Raw genomic sequence first — 17,657 nt, 5'->3', positions numbered from 1 at the left:
CCACACCAATCGGGATAAAAGTAAGGAGAATGAGAGATGGATATATACTTATTAATCGTCACGTTACTTGCGATCACAATTGTTATTTTAGGGGTATCATGGTGGAAATGGCATGCATTTATTAGTTTAACAGTTGCGAGTTTGTTTTTAGCTATTATGTCTGGAGTGAACTTAACGAAAATAGTGGCTGCCTATGAAACTGGTGTTGGTAGTGTACTAGGTCATTTAGTTGGTATTTTGGCACTTGGAACTATACTCGGGAAAATGATGTCTGATTCAGGAGCAGGCATGCAAGTTGCAGATTTCTTTATTCGATTTTTCGGCGTAAAAAAATTACCTTGGGCTATGTTATTTGCAGGTTTTGTTATAGGGATTCCCGTCTTTTTTGAAGTAGGGATTGTTATTTTATTACCACTTGTAATTTCAATTCGAAAAACAACGAAGCAAAACATATTATTAATTGCTTTACCTGTTATTGCGGGATTATCTATCGTACATGGGCTAGTACCTCCGCATCCAGGTGCCATGACTGCAATCGGTATTTATAACGCGAACTTAGGAAAGGTACTTTTATATTCATTAATTATCGCGTTACCGACGGCTATTATAGCAGGCCCAATATTTGCAAAGTGGGTACATAAGAGGGTTATACCTGAAAATGAACCGGAGCTTGTTCGAGTTACGACAGTATCAACTGATTTGCCAAGTCGTAAAGTTTCATTCTTTATTATTTTATTACCAGTTGTATTGATGATTTTATCAGTAGTTGCACCATATATTTCATTACCGAAAAAATTAACTGAATTTTTCGTGTTTATAGGAAGTCCAGTAATCGCCTTACTTATTTCATGTTTCGCAGCATTTTATTTACTTGGTATCAAACAAGGTATTAATAAAAAGATGATTAAAAAATTAACAGATGAAAGTTTATTGCCTGTCGGTTCTATTATTTTAATAATTGGTGCAGGCGGTGGATTTAAACAAATATTAATTGAAAGCGGCGTTGGAACAGCTATTGCACAAATGGCAGAACATATTTCGTTATCACCAATCGTATTAGCTTTCATGGTAGCTGGTTTAATTCGAATTGCAACAGGTTCAGCTACAGTAGCATTAACGACAGCAGCAGGGATTGTTTCACCAGTTATTCAGCACATGTCTGGTGTGAATTTAGAGCTTCTCGTTATTGCAACCGGTGCAGGTTCATTAATGTTTTCTCACGTAAATGATGCAGGGTTCTGGCTTGTAAAAGAGTATTTAGGTTTGACGGTGAAGGAAACGTTTAAAACGTGGACGGTACTCGAGACATTGTTATCATTTATTGCATTCGGTTTTGCCCTTTTGTTGAATATGTTTCTTTAGGAGAGGAGGTCAGATTTAAACGAATAAACCCTACAGAGAAATTACATTTCCTCTGTAGGGTTTATTCGTTTTTTGTGCTTTCTATTACTTAATGGAACGGACATACTGATCTTCTCCATCGTCTTTGACAAAGACTCCTAGCTCATTCAAATCTTTGCGTAAATGCTTCTTTTTTTTCGAGTTTCCTTCTCGAAGGGCATTTCGTCTTTCATACAAAATAGTATTTATGCTTTTATTAAATCGCTCATCCTCTAATTTCCATAAGCTATACTCATGTTTATAAGGATCTTGTTCCACCCAGGGGAAGCCGTGCATTAAGAAAGTATCTTTAATTTTGCTTGGGTTAATGTCAGATGTTTCACGTAACCATTCTCGGTCTTCTTGATCAATGATAACCACTTGACGCTTATCTACAAAAACGGCTTTTACATTTGATCTGGTGATTTGTTTCTTTTGATCGTCCTTATTCACGTGAATGCTTTCCGAAGTAATGTTCATCTTTAAAGCGTCACTATAAATAATTAAAGAAAATAAAATTCCTGCAAAAACACCAATTAGCATGAGGATAATAGGAAGCCAGAAGGGGTTAATAAAATTTAAAAGTTCTATAATTTTTGAATCAGAAAAGAGAGGAATCCTTTTTATAATCTCTATTAATTTAGGTGAAAAATATCCAATAATGCCTAAAAGGATTGGGCTTACTATAGCAAGTAATTTTTCTAAAAAACCTAATCCAATGACAGATGCCTTTTTCATGTGTAGTTCATCCTTTCATATATATTTTTTTAATCAAGGCATATTTAAACAGTGAGTTTCTTCACCATTTTTATGAGCTCATCTGAGTAATTTTCTATGGATATAGATGAATTTGCCTTCAGCATTCTTTCTTCGATTGCTCCTAAAATAAATGAAGCTAATGTGTCGGTTTGGAAAGAATCGGAAAACACGCCATTTTGTTGACCAGTCTTCAAAATATCTAATAACATCGTTCTAAGAGCATCCTCCTCTTCGTCTTCGATTCTGTAATAAGGAACGTTCTCTTCATTTCTTGCATTAAAGACAATCTCAATTAAGGCAATATTATTTTTGTAATGAGTTTCTTGATAAGCCAAGTGTGCTTCAATAAAAGCCTCTAGTTTATTTATTTCAGATTGAGCTAATAGTACTCGATTACTAATAAATTCATGTTGTTTGGCAACTAAAAATTGTAATGTGCGATTCATAAGGTAAAGCTTATCGTTAAAATGATAAGAAATAAGTCCGGTGCTAATCTTAGCTTTTTTTGCTACCTTCGTTAAGCTTAAGTTGTTATATCCAACCTCTTCTAATGTATCAATACATGCAAGAATAATTTGTTCACGCCTAGCCTCTGCAATAAAAGAATCAGTCACGCTATTCAACTCCTAATTTATATGATTTAAATGTATAATCAAAAAATTGATTGATCGTTCAATTAAATATTAGTAAGAAATTAAGAGTATGTCAAATGTTTTATGCTTACATCTGGATAAGGCTCATTCGCTTTTTAATAAAGCCCAATTCCTAAAACAAGCCCGTTTTTAGGTAAGCCAAGCTTCCTATTCGCCCTGAAAACATAATATAAATGGAATCCCCTCATTTAGAGCAAGGTGAACTTGTTATGAATGATACTAAAGGAGGAATAGGGTAATGAGCGAAAAGTGTGAACACAGACATGATGATTGTAACCGCAGACATGGTTGCGGAGGCGGTTTTGCGCTTCTAATCGTATTGTTTATTTTATTAATTATCATCGGTGCTAGCTGCTTCGGCGGAGGCGGCGGTTGTGGCTATGGTGGTTATGGCGGTTATGCTGGCGGCTACGGCGGATATTGCTGCTAATTATTAAAAACTATTGAAAATAGCCTTGTGCATATTGCACAAGGCTATTTTATTCATATTTTTATATGCTGTGATAATTTATTAATGTACAGAGAACGGATTAAGAAGAAGAAAATGATCTCGATAATCCCGAAAAAGGTGAGTACGATACATGTCTCTTTTAATAAGGAGAAAGAAAACATGCTTTGTAAAAACTTAACCGCAAATAATGTGTGAACACCAGCAACGATGTAAGGAACGAAAAATAAAATTCCTAATTGAATCGTTGCAGAGCGAAACATTTCTGATTCAGTTAAGCCAAGCTTTGTAATCGTAATATACTTTTGTCTTTCAGTTGTTAAGTCATTATACATACGGAAATATAAAACACTAGCTGCTCCGATAAAGAAAATAAAGCCGAGAAATGCCCAAATAAAGAATTGAGCGACTGCATTTCCTTTACTATGAACGAGTTCATCCGTAGCTGTATAAATATAAAATGGTTTAATGAAATTTTCTTCATTTTTATGTGCTTCATACAAAATTTCTGCATCATGATCTAAGCTTTTTAATATATTTTTTGTTGGGACAATTGCATTTTCCCAATTTTCCACGAAGTAGTTATAGACTGTAATTGTTTCAATATGAGGAATCATATTTTCAATTACTTCATCTTGCATCACAATTAAGTGAGGTAATGCAAAGGGAGGCTCAATTCCTCTATTAATAAAACCTTTAATTTGAAATTCCTTTTTATTAGAGCCAAGTGTAATTGTGTTCTGCTTCGCAAATGGGTTAGACACGAGATTTAATAACGCTGGTGAATAGCGAGAAATATTATAAACTTGTGAAGAATCGAGAGTGATTTTTGGTCTGTTTAATTGCTGTGCTATTGCGTTATAATCACTCATTTTCATAATGGCAATTGATTCTTTTGAAGCTGTATCTTTTAAAACGGTAAACTTATATTTGTCATATTGAAAATTAGCATTTGTAAGTTCAGTTTCAATCGTAGTAATATGCTTTTGTTCAAATGCATTAACACCTTCTGATGTATAGGTGAATGGTATTGGATATCGTTCTAGTATGGGTGCTTTCGTATTATTGTTTGCAGCAAATAACCCGATAATAATTGTAAATGCAAGTGCAGATAGCATAGAAACAATAAAGAGTACATTAATATTACTGCGTGTACGAGAAACTAAATCTGAAATCCATAACATATTTATTTGTTTTAAGTAAAACTTTCTTCGTTTCTTTAAAATATAGATAAAGAGAAGAAATGTTTGTGAAAAAAATAAATACGTCCCAATCACTACAAGCGGTAAAATAGATAGCATAATTAAGAATACAGATCCATTTTGTGCATTTTTTTCCGTTATGTAGCCTTGCGGATAACCGGCAATATAATAACATAGTCCTAAACAAGTTAAAGCAAATAGTGAAATGAGTATAGATGGTTTTTTTTCGCTCTTCTCTTTGTTAACACCCTTAATAAGCTTCGTTGTTTTTCGAGTACGAATAAACATTGGTGTAAATGTAGAAACGATTAAAAATAAAATGATAAACGTTACGGTTGTAACGATAATCGCTTCTGTTGGCCAATATAAATAGAGACCTTTCGCGTTTGTTAATTTCGAAGTGACTAATAAGAAAAAGTTAGAAAATACAAGTCCACCTTGAATGCCGATAAAGATGGATAATATCCCAATTATCATGTTTTCGGTAAATAACAATCTTTTTAATTGTCTCTGTGAGATACCAAGAATAGTGAGTATCCCGAATTGCTGCTTCCGCACATTTAAAAATGTTCCAATTGAATATAAGAGAAAGAAGAACGAGAACATAACAATCACAAGCTGTGCTGTACTAGCTAAATTCATTAGAGGATCACGTTCTTGAAAGCTTTGTACACTCTGTAAGCGTGGATGATACGCGTATACAGTAAATGAAAAGAAAACCATGATAGAAAACGCACTACTTACAAAGTAGGCGAAATATGCTTTTGAATTACGTGAGACATTTTTAAATGCGAATTGCCAAAACGTCATCCACGTCTTCCTCCTAATAAGGCTAGAACATCTAATATTTCTTGATAAAACTTCTCGCGATATAATCCGCGGTGCAGTTCATTGTAAAGCTCTCCATCTTTAATGAAAATAACACGGTTACAATAACTTGCTGCAAACGGATCGTGCGTAACCATTAAAATCGTTGCATCTTCTTCTTTGTTTAATTTCGTAAATAACTCCATTACATCAATAGCGGCTTTTGAATCCAGGTTCCCTGTCGGTTCATCGGCTAGTAAGAGAGAAGGGTGATGAATAACAGCACGTGCTACTGCAGTACGCTGTGCTTGTCCTCCAGAAACTTCAAAAATACGTTTGTCCAAAATATGATCAATTCCAAGCTTTTTTGAAATGTTATCAAGCTTTTCATCCATTTCTTTTAATGGAACATTATCTAATGTTAAAGGTAGTACGATATTTTCACCGATTGTTAGTGTATCTAGTAGGTTAAAGTTTTGGAAAACAAATCCTAACTCTTGGCGGCGGAAAATAGCTAACTTCTCTCTACGAAATGTGTGTGGTTTTTTTCCGTTAATAACGACGTCACCAGAAGTAGGAGAATCAATTGTAGAAATAACGTTTAAAAATGTAGATTTCCCGCTACCAGATGGACCCATAATGGCAACGAATTCCCCTTTATCTACGTGTAAATTTATATTTTTTAAAGCAGTATGAGGGACTTTTCCCTCATATACTTTTGAGACGTTTTTTATGTGTAATACTTCTTCCATAGTAATCACCTTTCTACTTTTAAAACTTAATATGTTGTGATAATTTTTGCATATAAAAGGAACGAATTAAAAGGAAAAATAAAATTTCAACTGTTCCAAAAATCAACAGTACGACTGTAATCTCAGCGAAGAACGAGAGATGTAAAACTTCTTGTAGCATCTTTGTCGCAAACATCGTATGGATTGACGCCATGATGTAAGGCACGAAGAAAAGAATCGCAAGCTGAATTGTCGCTGAACGTTTCATTTCAGTTTCAGTTAAGCCAATTTTCGTAATCGTTATATATTTTTCTTGCTCATTTGTTAAATCTGTATACATTCGGAAGTAAAGAACACTACCAGCACCGATAAAGAAGATAACACCTAAGAAAGTACCAATTAAGAAGAACGAAGCGACATTTAGTTTTGTCTTATATAGGGAATCGCTCGCTTCACTTGCATGGAAAGGTGGATGCTCTGCTTGAATTGCTGCATTATCGTTATCAATTTTTGTTATAAACGATGAACCGATATTATGTGCTTTTTCCCAATCTGTAACTTTGAAGTTATATACACTCATTTGTTTGGAAACTGTGGATAAGGATTCTACATTTTCATCAGATAGTATGAGTAATTGGTATATTAAGCTGTTTGGGAATGGGCTATAACTTTTATATTCTTTCACTTGTAGTTGTAAATTGTTTTGAGTAAGTGTAAGAGTATTTTTCTTTTCTTCATTGTGAAGTGTTCCAATAACTTGATCATCTAAGTCTTTCATAAGAATATAAGATTCATTCTTATTTACCGTGAGTTTTTCCCAATTTAATGCTTTAGCAAGTACATTATAGTCACTTTGTTTAATTGCGTAATAGAGCTGCGTGTTATCTTCAGCTGAAGATACCTCATATATATCCGTTTTAAATTTTGTATAAGTAAAGTGCTCTTCATTAAATTTCTGCTCTAACCAGTTTAAATGTTCATCAGCTAATGTATTTTCAGTATGCGATAAATACGTAAACGGGAAAGGGTTCTGTCTAATTGCATCAAACTTTGTAAATTTCCCAAAACCGTATAAGAATGTAATCATTGTAAAAGCGAGTGTTGATAGCATCGCTACAATAAAGAGCATGTTAATGTTTGTCCGAATGCGCGCTGCTAAATCCGAAATCCAAAGCATATTAATTCGTTTCATATAAAACGTTCTTCGCGTTTTTAAAATACGAATAAGTAAAAAACTAATTTGTGAAAAGAAAAAGTATGTTCCAGCTGCAATAAGCGATGGGATGACAAATATACTAGAGACGGCATATAAAAGCCCAATGATGTCACCTAGCGACATAAAATACAACGGATTTGCGGCTAACGCATATCCACATATTAAACACGTCGCACCAAATAGAGAGATGAGCACGGATGCTTTTCTTTCTTTTTGTTGTGTTCCTTCTTTTAAAAGACGTACGGCTTTTCTCGTACGAATGAGCATCGGTGTAAAAGATGATACGAGAATGAAGAGCCCAAGAAAGATGATGATAGTTAAAACGATAGCACTTGTAGGCGGATATAAATATAAACCAGGTACGTGTGTAATTTTGGCGGTAACTAATAAAAAGAACTGTGAAAAGACAACTCCAAGTTGAATGCCAAAAAATATAGAAAGAGCACCAATTAACATATTTTCTATAAATATGAGTCGCTTTAATTGTTTTTGAGATATGCCAAGTACTGTTAAAATCCCGAACTGTTTTTTTCGTACTTTTAAAAAGGTCCCGATTGAATACAGTAAAAAGAAAAATGAAAAGAACACAATGACAACTTCTGAAATTGTCATTAATATGTTCAGAGAATAATTCACGTCTGTCATATGCAATTTAGGATGAAATAAATAAACTGCAAATGAGAAAAAGATTGCGATGGAGAACGCACTGCTTACAAAATAGGCGAAATAAGCTCTGGCGTTCCGCGTCACGTTTTTAAATGCAAACTGCCAAAATGTCATTCACCTGAACCTCCTGATAGGGTGAAGATGAGAAGAGCATAAGAAATACTCTTTTCATCAAGTTTGTTTTAAATATTTTGTCCACTCGTGTATTGTGATAATTTTTGCATATAAAGTGAACGAATGAATATGAAAAATACGATTTCAACGAATCCAAAAATAATAAGAACGGCTGAAACCTCTTTGAACAGAGATAAACCAATTACATCTTGTAGCATTTTTGTTGCGAACATTGTATGAATGGATGCCATAATGTACGGAATGAAAAATAAAATACTAAGTTGAATGGTTGCAGATCGTTTCATCTCTGTATCTGTTACACCGATTTTAGAAATCGTTATATATTTCTCTTGTTCGTTCGTCAAATCCGTATACATTCTAAAGTAAAGAACGCTACCAGCTCCAATGAAGAAAATAACTCCTAAAAATGTCCCAATTAGGAAAAATGCAGCACTGCCTGATGTTATTTTGTATAACGATCCTGCTGATTCAAAGGAACGAATAAGAGGTCCTTCATACTGGGATTTATTTCGATCTTTTTGCACTTTTTCTATAAAATTATCAGCAATTTCATATGTCTGTTCCCAGTTTTGAATTTTGTAATTGTATGCTGATATATGCTTTACGGTGCTAGGTAAGTTATTTACGATAACATCAGGCAAAACTATCGTTTGATATGAAAAGCCAGATGGAATTGCATTCACATGCTCATAGCCTTTCACTCGTAATTTCGTATTTGTACTAGAGAGTGTAATGTAATCTCTTTTGTAGCTTTGCTCAAATTCGTTGAATATGGTGATATAAGATGTCCCTGTTAGCACATATGCTTCGTTATCATCCATAAATAGTTGTTTCATTCGTAAAGAATCTGCAAGTTTGTTATAGTCACTTTGCTTAATTGCGTATACGTCATTATAAATAGCTATATCTTTATCTTCTTTTAGTGGTGTTTCATATATATCAGCTTTTATTTTTTGATAGGGGAAATGCTCTTTTTGTAATTGTTGCTCAAGCCAATTTAAATGCTCTGTAACAAAAGGGTTCGCATCATAAGAAAAATAAGAAATTGGAAAAGGAGAAGTTCTATTCACCTCTAGCTTAATAAATTTCCCAAATCCATATAGGAACGTAATCATTGTGAAAGCAATTGTAGATAGCATCGCTACAATAAACAGCATATTAATATTCGTTCGAATACGGCTCGCTAAATCCGAAATCCAAAGCATATTAATCCGTTTCATATAAAACTTCCTTCTTTTCTTTAAAATATAAATAAGTAAGAAACTAATTTGTGAAAAGAAGAAATATGTTCCAATTGTAACAAGCGTTGGGATAACGAAAATACTTGAAACCATATATATAACACCGATTTGTGGGCTTACTGATACGAAATATTTAGGATTTCCAGCTAACGCATAACCACCAAATAAACAAATCGCACCAAATAATGAAACAAGTATGGATGGTTTTCTTTCTTTTTGTTTTCCACCATTTGTTTTTAAAAGGTGTACTGCTTTTTTTGTACGAATAAGCATTGGTGTGAATGCAGATACAATGATAAAAAGACTAAGGAAAACAATGGTTGTTAAAATAAACGCGTTAGTAGGCCCGTATAAATATATTCCTGGAACATGCGTAAGTTTGGCTGTTACTAATAAGAAAAATTGAGAAAAAACAACTCCAAACTGCATGCCGAAAAAGATAGATAAAATCCCGATTAACATATTCTCCATAAAAATAAGACGATGTAATTGTTTTCTCGATATTCCTAAAATGGTCAAAATACCAAATTGTTTTTTTCTAACTTTTAAAAAAGTACCAATGGAATATAGTAAAAAGAAGAAAGAGAAAAATACAATTACTACTTCTGAAAATATCATTAATGCTGAAATTTCAGAGGTCATGTCAAAGTTTTGTAATTTCGGATGGAATAAGTAAACAGCAAACGAAAAGAACACAGCAATGGAAAAGGAACTACTTACAAAGTAAGCAAAATAAGCTCTCGAGTTGCGCGTGACGTTTTTAAATGCAAATTGCCAAAATGTCATAGATTATACCTCCGGCTAGAAGATATAGAAGTAGTTGTATTGCAAAAAATGTATGAGAGTGAGTTCTCATACATTTTGCTTGCATATGTTACGATCATACTTCGGTCACCTTCTCCGTATGTTCTGCTTGATTATTTGCAGCATTGTGGAAGATGATTTTAATGGTCGTTCCTTTACCAACTTCAGAATCTAGTTTGACAGAGTGACCTAAATAATCACAAATTTTACTTACAATATAAAGTCCCATACCAGTAGATTCTCCGAAGGCGCGACCGTTTTTCCCAGTGTAAAACGGTTCAAATACTCTTCGAATATCTTCTTGTGGAATACCAACACCTTCATCACGAACTTCTAAAATAATATCTTTTCCGTTTCGGTAAGCAGATAAGAAAACTTTCTTTCCGCGCTCACCGGAGTAACGAACAGCGTTTGTCATTAATTGATAGATGATAAATTTTAGCCATTTCGCATCAGAAGCAACTTTTAAATCAGAATGGACTTCTAAAACAGGGAAGACACCATTACGAATGAATAGTTCTTTTAATCCATTAATATTTTTTGTTACCGTATCTTTTAATGAAATCGTCTCGACATGGAAATCTTCATGGAAGTTATTTAACCTAGCCATGTATAAAGCCATATCAAGCCCTTGGTTTAGACGCTCTAATTCTTTTTTAAACTTTGGAATTAAATGCTCGTCTTCCATTTCTAGCACCATAAGCTGCATAACAGAAACAGGTGTCTTCATTTGATGTACCCAGTGGTTAATGAATAATTGATGTTCTTGTTGTTTTACTTCATACGATTGTAGTTCTTTTTGGAAGAGGCGGTACTGCGTACGCACGAGTTCATTGACACCGTGAGGCATCGGAGCAGTTGCTCTTTCAATAAACGCATCTTCCATTTTTTCTGGTTGCTCGCTTAATCTATGGTACATTCTACGATTGCGAACGTAACGGTAAGCGAGGAAACAAATAAATAAATATAAACTTAAAACGACGAAATAAAATTTATTATTTTGAAATCCATCTACTGCATCATAAAGAACGAAAATGATACCGAAGTTTAAAACGTACAGTAGGAAAAATGCAAAATGATCACGTAAAAATAGCTTCATGCTTATTCACTCCAAGTTGCGTTAAAGCGATATCCAAGTCCACGTACTGTTTCAATAGAGTTCTCAATACCAAGCTCATTAAACTTTTTACGAAGACGCGTAATGTTTACGTTTAATGTATTTTCTTCAACGAAGCTTTCGTCATCCCAAAGTGCAGCTAATAAATCTTCACGGCTTGCTGTACGAGGGAATTTAGATAATAACATTTCAGCTAAAATAGCTTCTTTTTTCGTTAAAAGAACTTGTTCAGATCCGAAGTGAATTTCAGGACGTTCTGGGAATAGTTTTAAACCTTCTACTTCAACGATACGTTCAGAAATATTTGGTGCATAATCACCGTAAATACGGCGTAATTGTCCTTTGATTTTTGCCATTACAACGTCGTAGTGGAATGGTTTTGTAATGTAATCATCCGCACCGCTTTCAATTGCCATAATTTGTTCCATCTCACCAGCACGCGCTGAAATGAAAATAATTGGACAAGTAGATTCATGACGAATTTGACGGCACCAGTAGAAACCATCGAATTTCGGTAAGTTTACATCAAGTAAAACAAGATGTGGTTTCACAGCGTTAAACGATTCCATAATATCATCGAAATTCTCTGCAACAACAGCTTCATAACCGTACTTCTGAATGTGAGATTGCAGTAATGATGAAATATTTGGATCGTCTTCAACGATTAAAATTTTATACATATGTATATTCCTCCTCAAAAAAAACAATTGTAGCTATAGTGTATCATGTGTTTCAAGTCTTTTCATTATGTTGAAAGATAAGCTAGTAAACAGTATAGGTTAAAAGTGAGAAAAGTAAAAAGGGCGCTGGATGAAATTGACAAATAACGGTAATCGGTTTAACATTTAGATAAATATCTAAATGTCTAATTATCGAAAGGAAGAAAGACATTGAATCAAGCATTCAAAGCATTAGCAGATCCAACAAGGCGAAAAATTTTAGACTTATTAAAAGAAGGTGATCTAACCGCTGGTGAGATTGCTGAACATTTCAATATGACAAAACCAAGTATTTCACACCACTTAAGCGCACTTAAAAATGCTGAACTTATTCAAGATGAAAAGAAAGGGCAATTCGTTGTGTACTCTTTAAACACAACGGTCTTTCAAGATTTGTTGACTTGGGTGTTTACATTTACGAATAAGGGGGAAGAGGGGAAATGAAAAAGCATCTTTTTGCAATCTTATTAATTGTTATAACTTGTTTAGCTTGGGCGTTTGCTTGGCCACATTTACCGGATACAATTGCAACGCATTGGAGCGGCGGTAAAGTAGATGGATATTCTTCTAAATCGTATGGAATGCTTTCTATGGTTGGAATTATGATTGTTTTATATATTTTTCTAAACGTGTTACCAAAGATTGATCCAAAGAAAGCGAACTACGAGAAGTTTTCTAAAGCTTTTATGATGATGAATAACGGGATACTACTGCTACTATTTGTAGGGAATATAGATATTATTACAAGTGGATTAGGATACAATTTATTCATTAATCGCGTGCCGGAATTATTAGTGGGTATTTTATTTATAGTCATCGGAAACTATTTACCACAATGTAAACCAAACTACTTTGTAGGTATAAAAACACCGTGGACATTAAGTAACGAAGAAGTGTGGAGAAAAACGCACCGTTTTAGCGGAAAGGTGTTTGTTGCATTGGGGATCATTATGATTTTAAGTGTTTTTGCACCAGTGGCGTGGAAATCTTTCGTAATGGTTGGAATTATTATTGGTGCAGTAGGATTAACGATGGGATATTCTTATGTTGCCTATAAAAAAGAAATAGGGGCCTAATAAAAAATTATGGGGGAGAGAGGATGAAAAGACACGTATTACCATGGAGTTTAATTATTGGCATTGCAATTGGATGGTATATTGTATGGCCATATTTACCAGAACAAATTCCACGCCATTATAATGCGGCAGGAGTAGTAGATGGATATTTTTCTAAAGTAGAAGCAAGTTCTGTTTCAATAGGTAGCATGATGTTGCTGTATTTGATATGGCTAGCTCTTGGGTATATTGATGTAACGAAAGATAAGTATAAACAGCATGCTAAAGTCCTTTCCGCAGTCCATTATGCAATTCTTTTAATAGGATTCGGTTGTAACTTATTTGCACTATTAGCAGCGTCTAATTATATTGCATCGGGCTCAATTGCATTTAATTTTGGACTTGGAACATTGTTTCTTGTACTAGGTAATTACATGCAACAAACGAAGCCGAACGGGTTAGTAGGCATTCGAATGGACTGGACATTAGAAAATCCTGTAGTTTGGAGAAAAACACATAGATTTGCTTCGAGGGTATTTGTAATAGGTTCACTTTGTATATATGCCGGGGCTTTGCTTCCAGATCCATTTAATATTTTTATGGGGATTGGAATCATATTAATATGTATTATCGTATCAACAATAAAGTCATATAGTATTTATAAAGAAGAGTTGAAAATGTAAATAAAGCTGCTTTTCCTTTTAGGGAAGAGCAGCTTTGTTTTTTTATCACTTCTTCAAAACCGGTATCCAAATTTCACTTTTAAAGTTTGGAGAAGATATGTCTTTCTGTTCATTCCACAATACTTCCGGTCCTTCCGCTAGTTCATAGTTCGAAGAAGGGAACCATTCAGAATAAATGCGCCCCCATACATTTTGTAGTGCATCAGGAAATGGACCGACAGCTTCGAATATAGCCCATGTTGAAGCTGCGACTTCAAGTTGCGCGAATTGCTCTGGACAATCCTTTGTTGTGGCTACTCCAATATAGTGATCAAGTTCTCCTTTTTCCTCCATTCTTCCTTCAGAAAAATTAGTAGAAGCACTAATAATTCCATTAGGTTCAATGTTTGAAAGGGACTTTAATGTTTGAATAGACTCTGGGTTTAAACTTTTCCACATAGAAGCAATTTCTTCATTTACACCGTTAAAAACGATTGGTACTCGTTTTGTAATACCTATAATTCGAAAGGGCTCTTTTTCTTCAATTCGATAGTTCATTTCATTTCCTCCTTGAATGGATAATTGGAAGGTCATTGGTGAATAAGCCTTCAAAGAATGGCTACTATTTCGGGCCTCTGAAGGTGTTATACCGTGCAAGTTTTGAAATGCACGAGCGAATGAATCTGGTGAGTTGTATCCATATTTTATAGCGATATCAATGACTTTTACATTGTTGTTTTTTAGTTCAAAGGCAGCGAGAGTAAGACGTCTACAGCGAATATAATCAGATAGTGATATACCTGCTAAAAACGAAAACATTCTTTTAAAGTGATACTCAGAACAGAGAGCTAGCCTCGCAACTTCTTTAAAATCAATTTCATTCGTAAGGTTATCTTCAATATAGCGCATTGCAGTATTCATATTTTTAAGTGAATCCATATTATGACCTCCTCTATACATAGAATAGCAGGAACGAAATAGCTCCATCCGACATTTCGTGCACAACTTTGTAGGGGACATTTTTAACCTTACAAAATTGTAATGTTCCTGTAAGGAGAATGAATGGATGGTATGATATCCCAATGTTATAGTAACAAAGTACTTTTGTTCAGTAGGTTAAATTTTTATATCTTTACTTATGCGTCTTACATAACTGTCATGTTTGTGTAAGAAACATCGATAGTGGCAAGAGTAGAGAGTGTATATAGTTGAAAATAGAGAATAGAAGAAATGAGGGATGTCGAGATGAAAACAGTGTTAGAAGCAAAAAATATTGAAAAAGTGTACGACACGGGTGGGAATAAATTTGCAGCGTTAAAAGGTATTAACTTACAAGTAAAAGAAGGTGAGTTCGTTGGAATTATGGGACCTTCTGGTTCTGGTAAGACGACTTTACTAAATGTTCTTTCTACAATTGATAATGCGACGAACGGTGAAATTTTAATTGATGGAAAAGATATTGTAAAGATGAATGATGATAAGTTAGCGTTATTCCGCCGTGATCATTTAGGTTTCATTTTCCAAGATTATAACTTATTAGATACGTTAACGGTGAAAGAGAATATCGCTTTACCACTTGCATTATCAAAGGTGAAAGCGAGTGAGATTGATCGCCGCGTTCTTGAAATCTCAAAGAAATTCGGTATTGATCATATTTTAAGTCAGTTCCCATATCAAGTATCTGGTGGGCAGAAGCAGCGCTGTGCAGCATCGCGTGCAATTGTTACGAATCCAAGTATGATTTTCGGAGACGAGCCAACTGGAGCACTTGATTCTAAATCTGCAACAGATTTACTTGAAAGTATGAAGTCGTTAAATGAATATGATAACTCAACAATTTTAATGGTAACGCACGATGCATTTGCAGCAAGTTATTGTAAACGAGTTATTTTCATTAAAGATGGTGAACTCTATAAAGAATTACACCGCGGTGAATCGACGCGTAAACAGTTCTTCCAAAAAATTGTTGACGTAATGTCTTCTATTTCTGGAGGTATGGCTGATGACCTTATCTAGCATTGCCCTCCGCAACATACAGCGGAACTTTAAAGACTACTTTGTATATTTTGCATCTATGATTTTTAGTATCGTTATTTATTTCACATTTAAAGCACTGCAATATAATTCACAAATGGAAAAAGCAGCAGAAGCTTCTAAAAAGATTAGCGGTGCGTTTCAAGTTTCCAGTGTGATGCTTATCATTTTCGTAGCAGTGTTTATTATATATTCGAACGGATTCTTTACACGTAAACGTAAAAAAGAAGTTGGATTATATTCTTTACTAGGTATTCGGAAAAGACAAATTGGTAAGATGCTCTTTTATGAAAATATGTTAATGGGATTAATGTCATTAGTAATTGGGATTGCGATCGGTAGTGTCCTTTCAAAATTATTCCTTGAGTTATTAGTAAATATGATGGGATTAAATTTAAACGTTCATTTTGAAGTACCGGTGGCTGCCATTATTGATACAGCAATTATTTTCTTTGTGATTATTTTATATACATCACTTCAAGGATATCGTTTAATTTATCGCTTTAAGTTAATTGAACTTTTCCGTGCAGAACGTGAAGGAGAAGCAATGCCAAAAGGATCTGTCATCATGGCATTAATTTCAGTTTTCTTAATCGGTTCAGGTTATTTTTTAGCATTAATGTACATGAAAGCAGTTATGTATGCAGACTTTATGGTCGTTGCATTATATATTTTATTAGCGACAGTAGCAGGGACTTATTTACTGTTCATGTTCTTCACAGTATTTGTATTGAAACGTGCAAGAAATAATAAGTCAGCATTTTATAATGGTATGAATATGGTAACGACATCGCAGTTACTATATCGTATTAAAGGAAATGCGAAATCACTGGCGACAATCGCTATTTTAAGTGCAGTTACATTAACAGCGGTTGGTACGTCAGTTACGATGTATTACAACACATTTACGCAATCAAAAGTTGCTGCGCCGTATAGTTATTCCTATGAGAAAAAAGATGCAGCATTAGATAAAAAAGTAAATGAAATACTTGCTGGAGAGAAGAATAATCACCCAGTCACATATGAATCAGAAGTTGAAATGATTCCTGTGAAGGGAACATTTAAAGGTGAAAGAGCTGATCAAGTTCTGAACACACACTATAATGTTACGAATCAGTACCAGCTTATTTCTCAATCAAACTTTAATACACTTGTGAAACATTTAGATGTAGAACCTGTAAATTTAAGTGCGAATGAAGCTTTCGTATATGATAGCTTATATATTGAGAAACTTGATTTTGGTCCTCTTTATACAGGAAATACAGCTGTATTCCCTGTTGGAAACGAGTCAAAAGAATTAAAAATTAAAGGTGTAAATAATAGAAGCCTTACAAATTTAAATGAACTATTTGTAATCGTTCCTGATAAAACATATGAGCAAGTGAAACAAGTAAACGAAACGCGTACTGTAAAAAATATTGATGTAAAAGGTGAGCGAAATAGTAAAGAGTTAACAGCAAAATTAGCAAGCATTATGCCAGCTGGAGAATCAGAAGTTTTAAAACCATTTAACGATTTCTATACAGGATTCCAAATGGGGCTTGAAACAACAGGCTTAATGATGTTTATTGGGTTATTCTTAGGATTAGTATTCCTATTAGCAACAGGCTCAATCATTTACTTTAAACAATTAACAGAAGCAAGTGCTGACCGTGATCGCTACGTTGTTCTTCATAAAATTGGTGTAACGAAGCAAGAGATGAAGAGAGCTATCGCAAAACAAGTGAGCTTTATCTTTGCTATTCCATTAATTATTGGTATTTTACACAGTTTATTTGCACTAAAAGGTTTATCAAATATATTACCATTTGAAATTATGATTCCGCTTCTCATTAGTATTGGAGTATACGGTGTCATCTATATTGGATATTACTTCTTAACGGTTCGTTCTTATTATAAAATCGTGAGTGCGAAGTAATAAGGGACAGCTATCGCTAGAGACGATAGCTGTTTTTTTATTCTTCATAAAATCTTAAGAAATCTCCTCAATTTTTGTTAAGAAATAATAGTTATACTTAGAAACAAGTT

The 17,657-nt window shown here is 34.1% G+C and carries 16 protein-coding genes; 7 read left to right on the top strand and 9 right to left on the bottom strand.

All coding sequences use genetic code 11. The features are described 5' to 3' along the window. Positions 1 to 36 precede the first annotated feature (36 nt). Positions 37 to 1,362 (top strand): gluconate permease GntP, encoded by a 1,326-nt coding sequence (gene gntP, locus ACS2FK_RS23655; RefSeq protein ID WP_063548893.1) that lies wholly within the window; start codon positions 37 to 39, stop codon positions 1,360 to 1,362. An 84-nt stretch (positions 1,363 to 1,446) separates the two neighbouring features. Here the strand turns inward: gntP and ACS2FK_RS23650 are convergent, their stop codons facing one another. Next, positions 1,447 to 2,118, bottom strand: coding sequence for a YqeB family protein (locus ACS2FK_RS23650; RefSeq protein ID WP_063548891.1), 672 nt, complete (start codon positions 2,116 to 2,118; stop codon positions 1,447 to 1,449). 44 nt (positions 2,119 to 2,162) lie between these two features. Further along, positions 2,163 to 2,753, bottom strand: coding sequence for a TetR/AcrR family transcriptional regulator (locus ACS2FK_RS23645; protein ID WP_063548889.1), 591 nt, complete (start codon positions 2,751 to 2,753; stop codon positions 2,163 to 2,165). Between the two features lie 277 nt (positions 2,754 to 3,030). Here ACS2FK_RS23645 and ACS2FK_RS23640 point away from each other — a divergent pair, with 277 nt between their 5' ends. Next, positions 3,031 to 3,222: a YjcZ family sporulation protein gene (locus ACS2FK_RS23640; protein WP_001290392.1), complete on the top strand. Its 192-nt coding sequence runs from the start codon at positions 3,031 to 3,033 to the stop codon at positions 3,220 to 3,222. Positions 3,223 to 3,275: 53 nt separating this feature from the next. Here ACS2FK_RS23640 and ACS2FK_RS23635 read toward each other — a convergent pair whose 3' ends face one another. The 6 genes from ACS2FK_RS23635 to ACS2FK_RS23610 all read right to left on the bottom strand — a co-directional run bounded on the left by ACS2FK_RS23635 (position 3,276) and on the right by ACS2FK_RS23610 (position 11,839). Then, positions 3,276 to 5,252, bottom strand: coding sequence for an FtsX-like permease family protein (locus tag ACS2FK_RS23635; RefSeq protein ID WP_000144950.1), 1,977 nt, complete (start codon positions 5,250 to 5,252; stop codon positions 3,276 to 3,278). Continuing rightward, the gene (locus ACS2FK_RS23630) at positions 5,249 to 6,001 is read right to left on the bottom strand and encodes an ABC transporter ATP-binding protein (RefSeq protein WP_000393250.1); all 753 of its coding nucleotides are present in this window, start codon (positions 5,999 to 6,001) and stop codon (positions 5,249 to 5,251) included. Before ACS2FK_RS23630 ends, ACS2FK_RS23635 begins: the two co-directional genes overlap by 4 nt. Before the next feature lie 19 nt (positions 6,002 to 6,020). Further along, positions 6,021 to 7,976, bottom strand: a complete 1,956-nt coding sequence (locus ACS2FK_RS23625; protein ID WP_000145007.1) for an ABC transporter permease — start codon at positions 7,974 to 7,976, stop codon at positions 6,021 to 6,023. Between the two features lie 68 nt (positions 7,977 to 8,044). Continuing rightward, positions 8,045 to 10,024, bottom strand: coding sequence for an ABC transporter permease (locus ACS2FK_RS23620; RefSeq protein WP_063548887.1), 1,980 nt, complete (start codon positions 10,022 to 10,024; stop codon positions 8,045 to 8,047). Positions 10,025 to 10,118: 94 nt separating this feature from the next. Further along, complete coding sequence (locus ACS2FK_RS23615; protein ID WP_000765342.1) at positions 10,119 to 11,141, bottom strand: sensor histidine kinase; 1,023 nt, start codon at positions 11,139 to 11,141, stop codon at positions 10,119 to 10,121. Positions 11,142 to 11,143: 2 nt separating this feature from the next. Next, positions 11,144 to 11,839 (bottom strand): response regulator transcription factor, encoded by a 696-nt coding sequence (locus ACS2FK_RS23610; protein WP_000276738.1) that lies wholly within the window; start codon positions 11,837 to 11,839, stop codon positions 11,144 to 11,146. 210 nt (positions 11,840 to 12,049) lie between these two features. On the opposite strand from ACS2FK_RS23610, the gene ACS2FK_RS23605 reads away from it, so the two are divergent. The 3 genes from ACS2FK_RS23605 to ACS2FK_RS23595 are packed head-to-tail and all read left to right on the top strand — an operon-like array spanning position 12,050 to position 13,616. Further along, positions 12,050 to 12,322: an autorepressor SdpR family transcription factor gene (locus ACS2FK_RS23605; RefSeq protein WP_001070531.1), complete on the top strand. Its 273-nt coding sequence runs from the start codon at positions 12,050 to 12,052 to the stop codon at positions 12,320 to 12,322. Then, a complete protein-coding gene (locus ACS2FK_RS23600; protein WP_000716363.1) occupies positions 12,319 to 12,954 on the top strand; it encodes an SdpI family protein in 636 nt (211 codons plus the stop codon). Before ACS2FK_RS23605 ends, ACS2FK_RS23600 begins: the two co-directional genes overlap by 4 nt. Before the next feature lie 23 nt (positions 12,955 to 12,977). Beyond that, entirely contained in the window at positions 12,978 to 13,616 is a 639-nt protein-coding gene (locus ACS2FK_RS23595; protein ID WP_000820676.1) for an SdpI family protein, read from the top strand. 45 nt (positions 13,617 to 13,661) lie between these two features. Here the strand turns inward: ACS2FK_RS23595 and ACS2FK_RS23590 are convergent, their stop codons facing one another. Beyond that, a complete protein-coding gene (locus ACS2FK_RS23590) occupies positions 13,662 to 14,534 on the bottom strand; it encodes an AraC family transcriptional regulator (protein WP_063548885.1) in 873 nt (290 codons plus the stop codon). Positions 14,535 to 14,840: 306 nt separating this feature from the next. Between ACS2FK_RS23590 and ACS2FK_RS23585 the strand changes: the two genes are divergently transcribed. Both ACS2FK_RS23585 and ACS2FK_RS23580 read left to right on the top strand, forming a co-directional pair. Further along, positions 14,841 to 15,611, top strand: a complete 771-nt coding sequence (locus ACS2FK_RS23585; RefSeq protein WP_000859655.1) for an ABC transporter ATP-binding protein — start codon at positions 14,841 to 14,843, stop codon at positions 15,609 to 15,611. Then, positions 15,598 to 17,547 (top strand): ABC transporter permease, encoded by a 1,950-nt coding sequence (locus tag ACS2FK_RS23580; protein WP_063548883.1) that lies wholly within the window; start codon positions 15,598 to 15,600, stop codon positions 17,545 to 17,547. The genes ACS2FK_RS23585 and ACS2FK_RS23580 overlap by 14 nt, the downstream gene beginning before the upstream one ends. The last annotated feature ends 110 nt before the right edge of the window (positions 17,548 to 17,657 follow it).

The sequence above is a fragment of the Bacillus cereus group sp. BceL220 genome, assembly GCF_051776965.1.
GTDB lineage: Bacteria > Bacillota > Bacilli > Bacillales > Bacillaceae_G > Bacillus_A > Bacillus_A cereus.
This window is presented reverse-complemented; position numbering and strand designations above follow the sequence as displayed.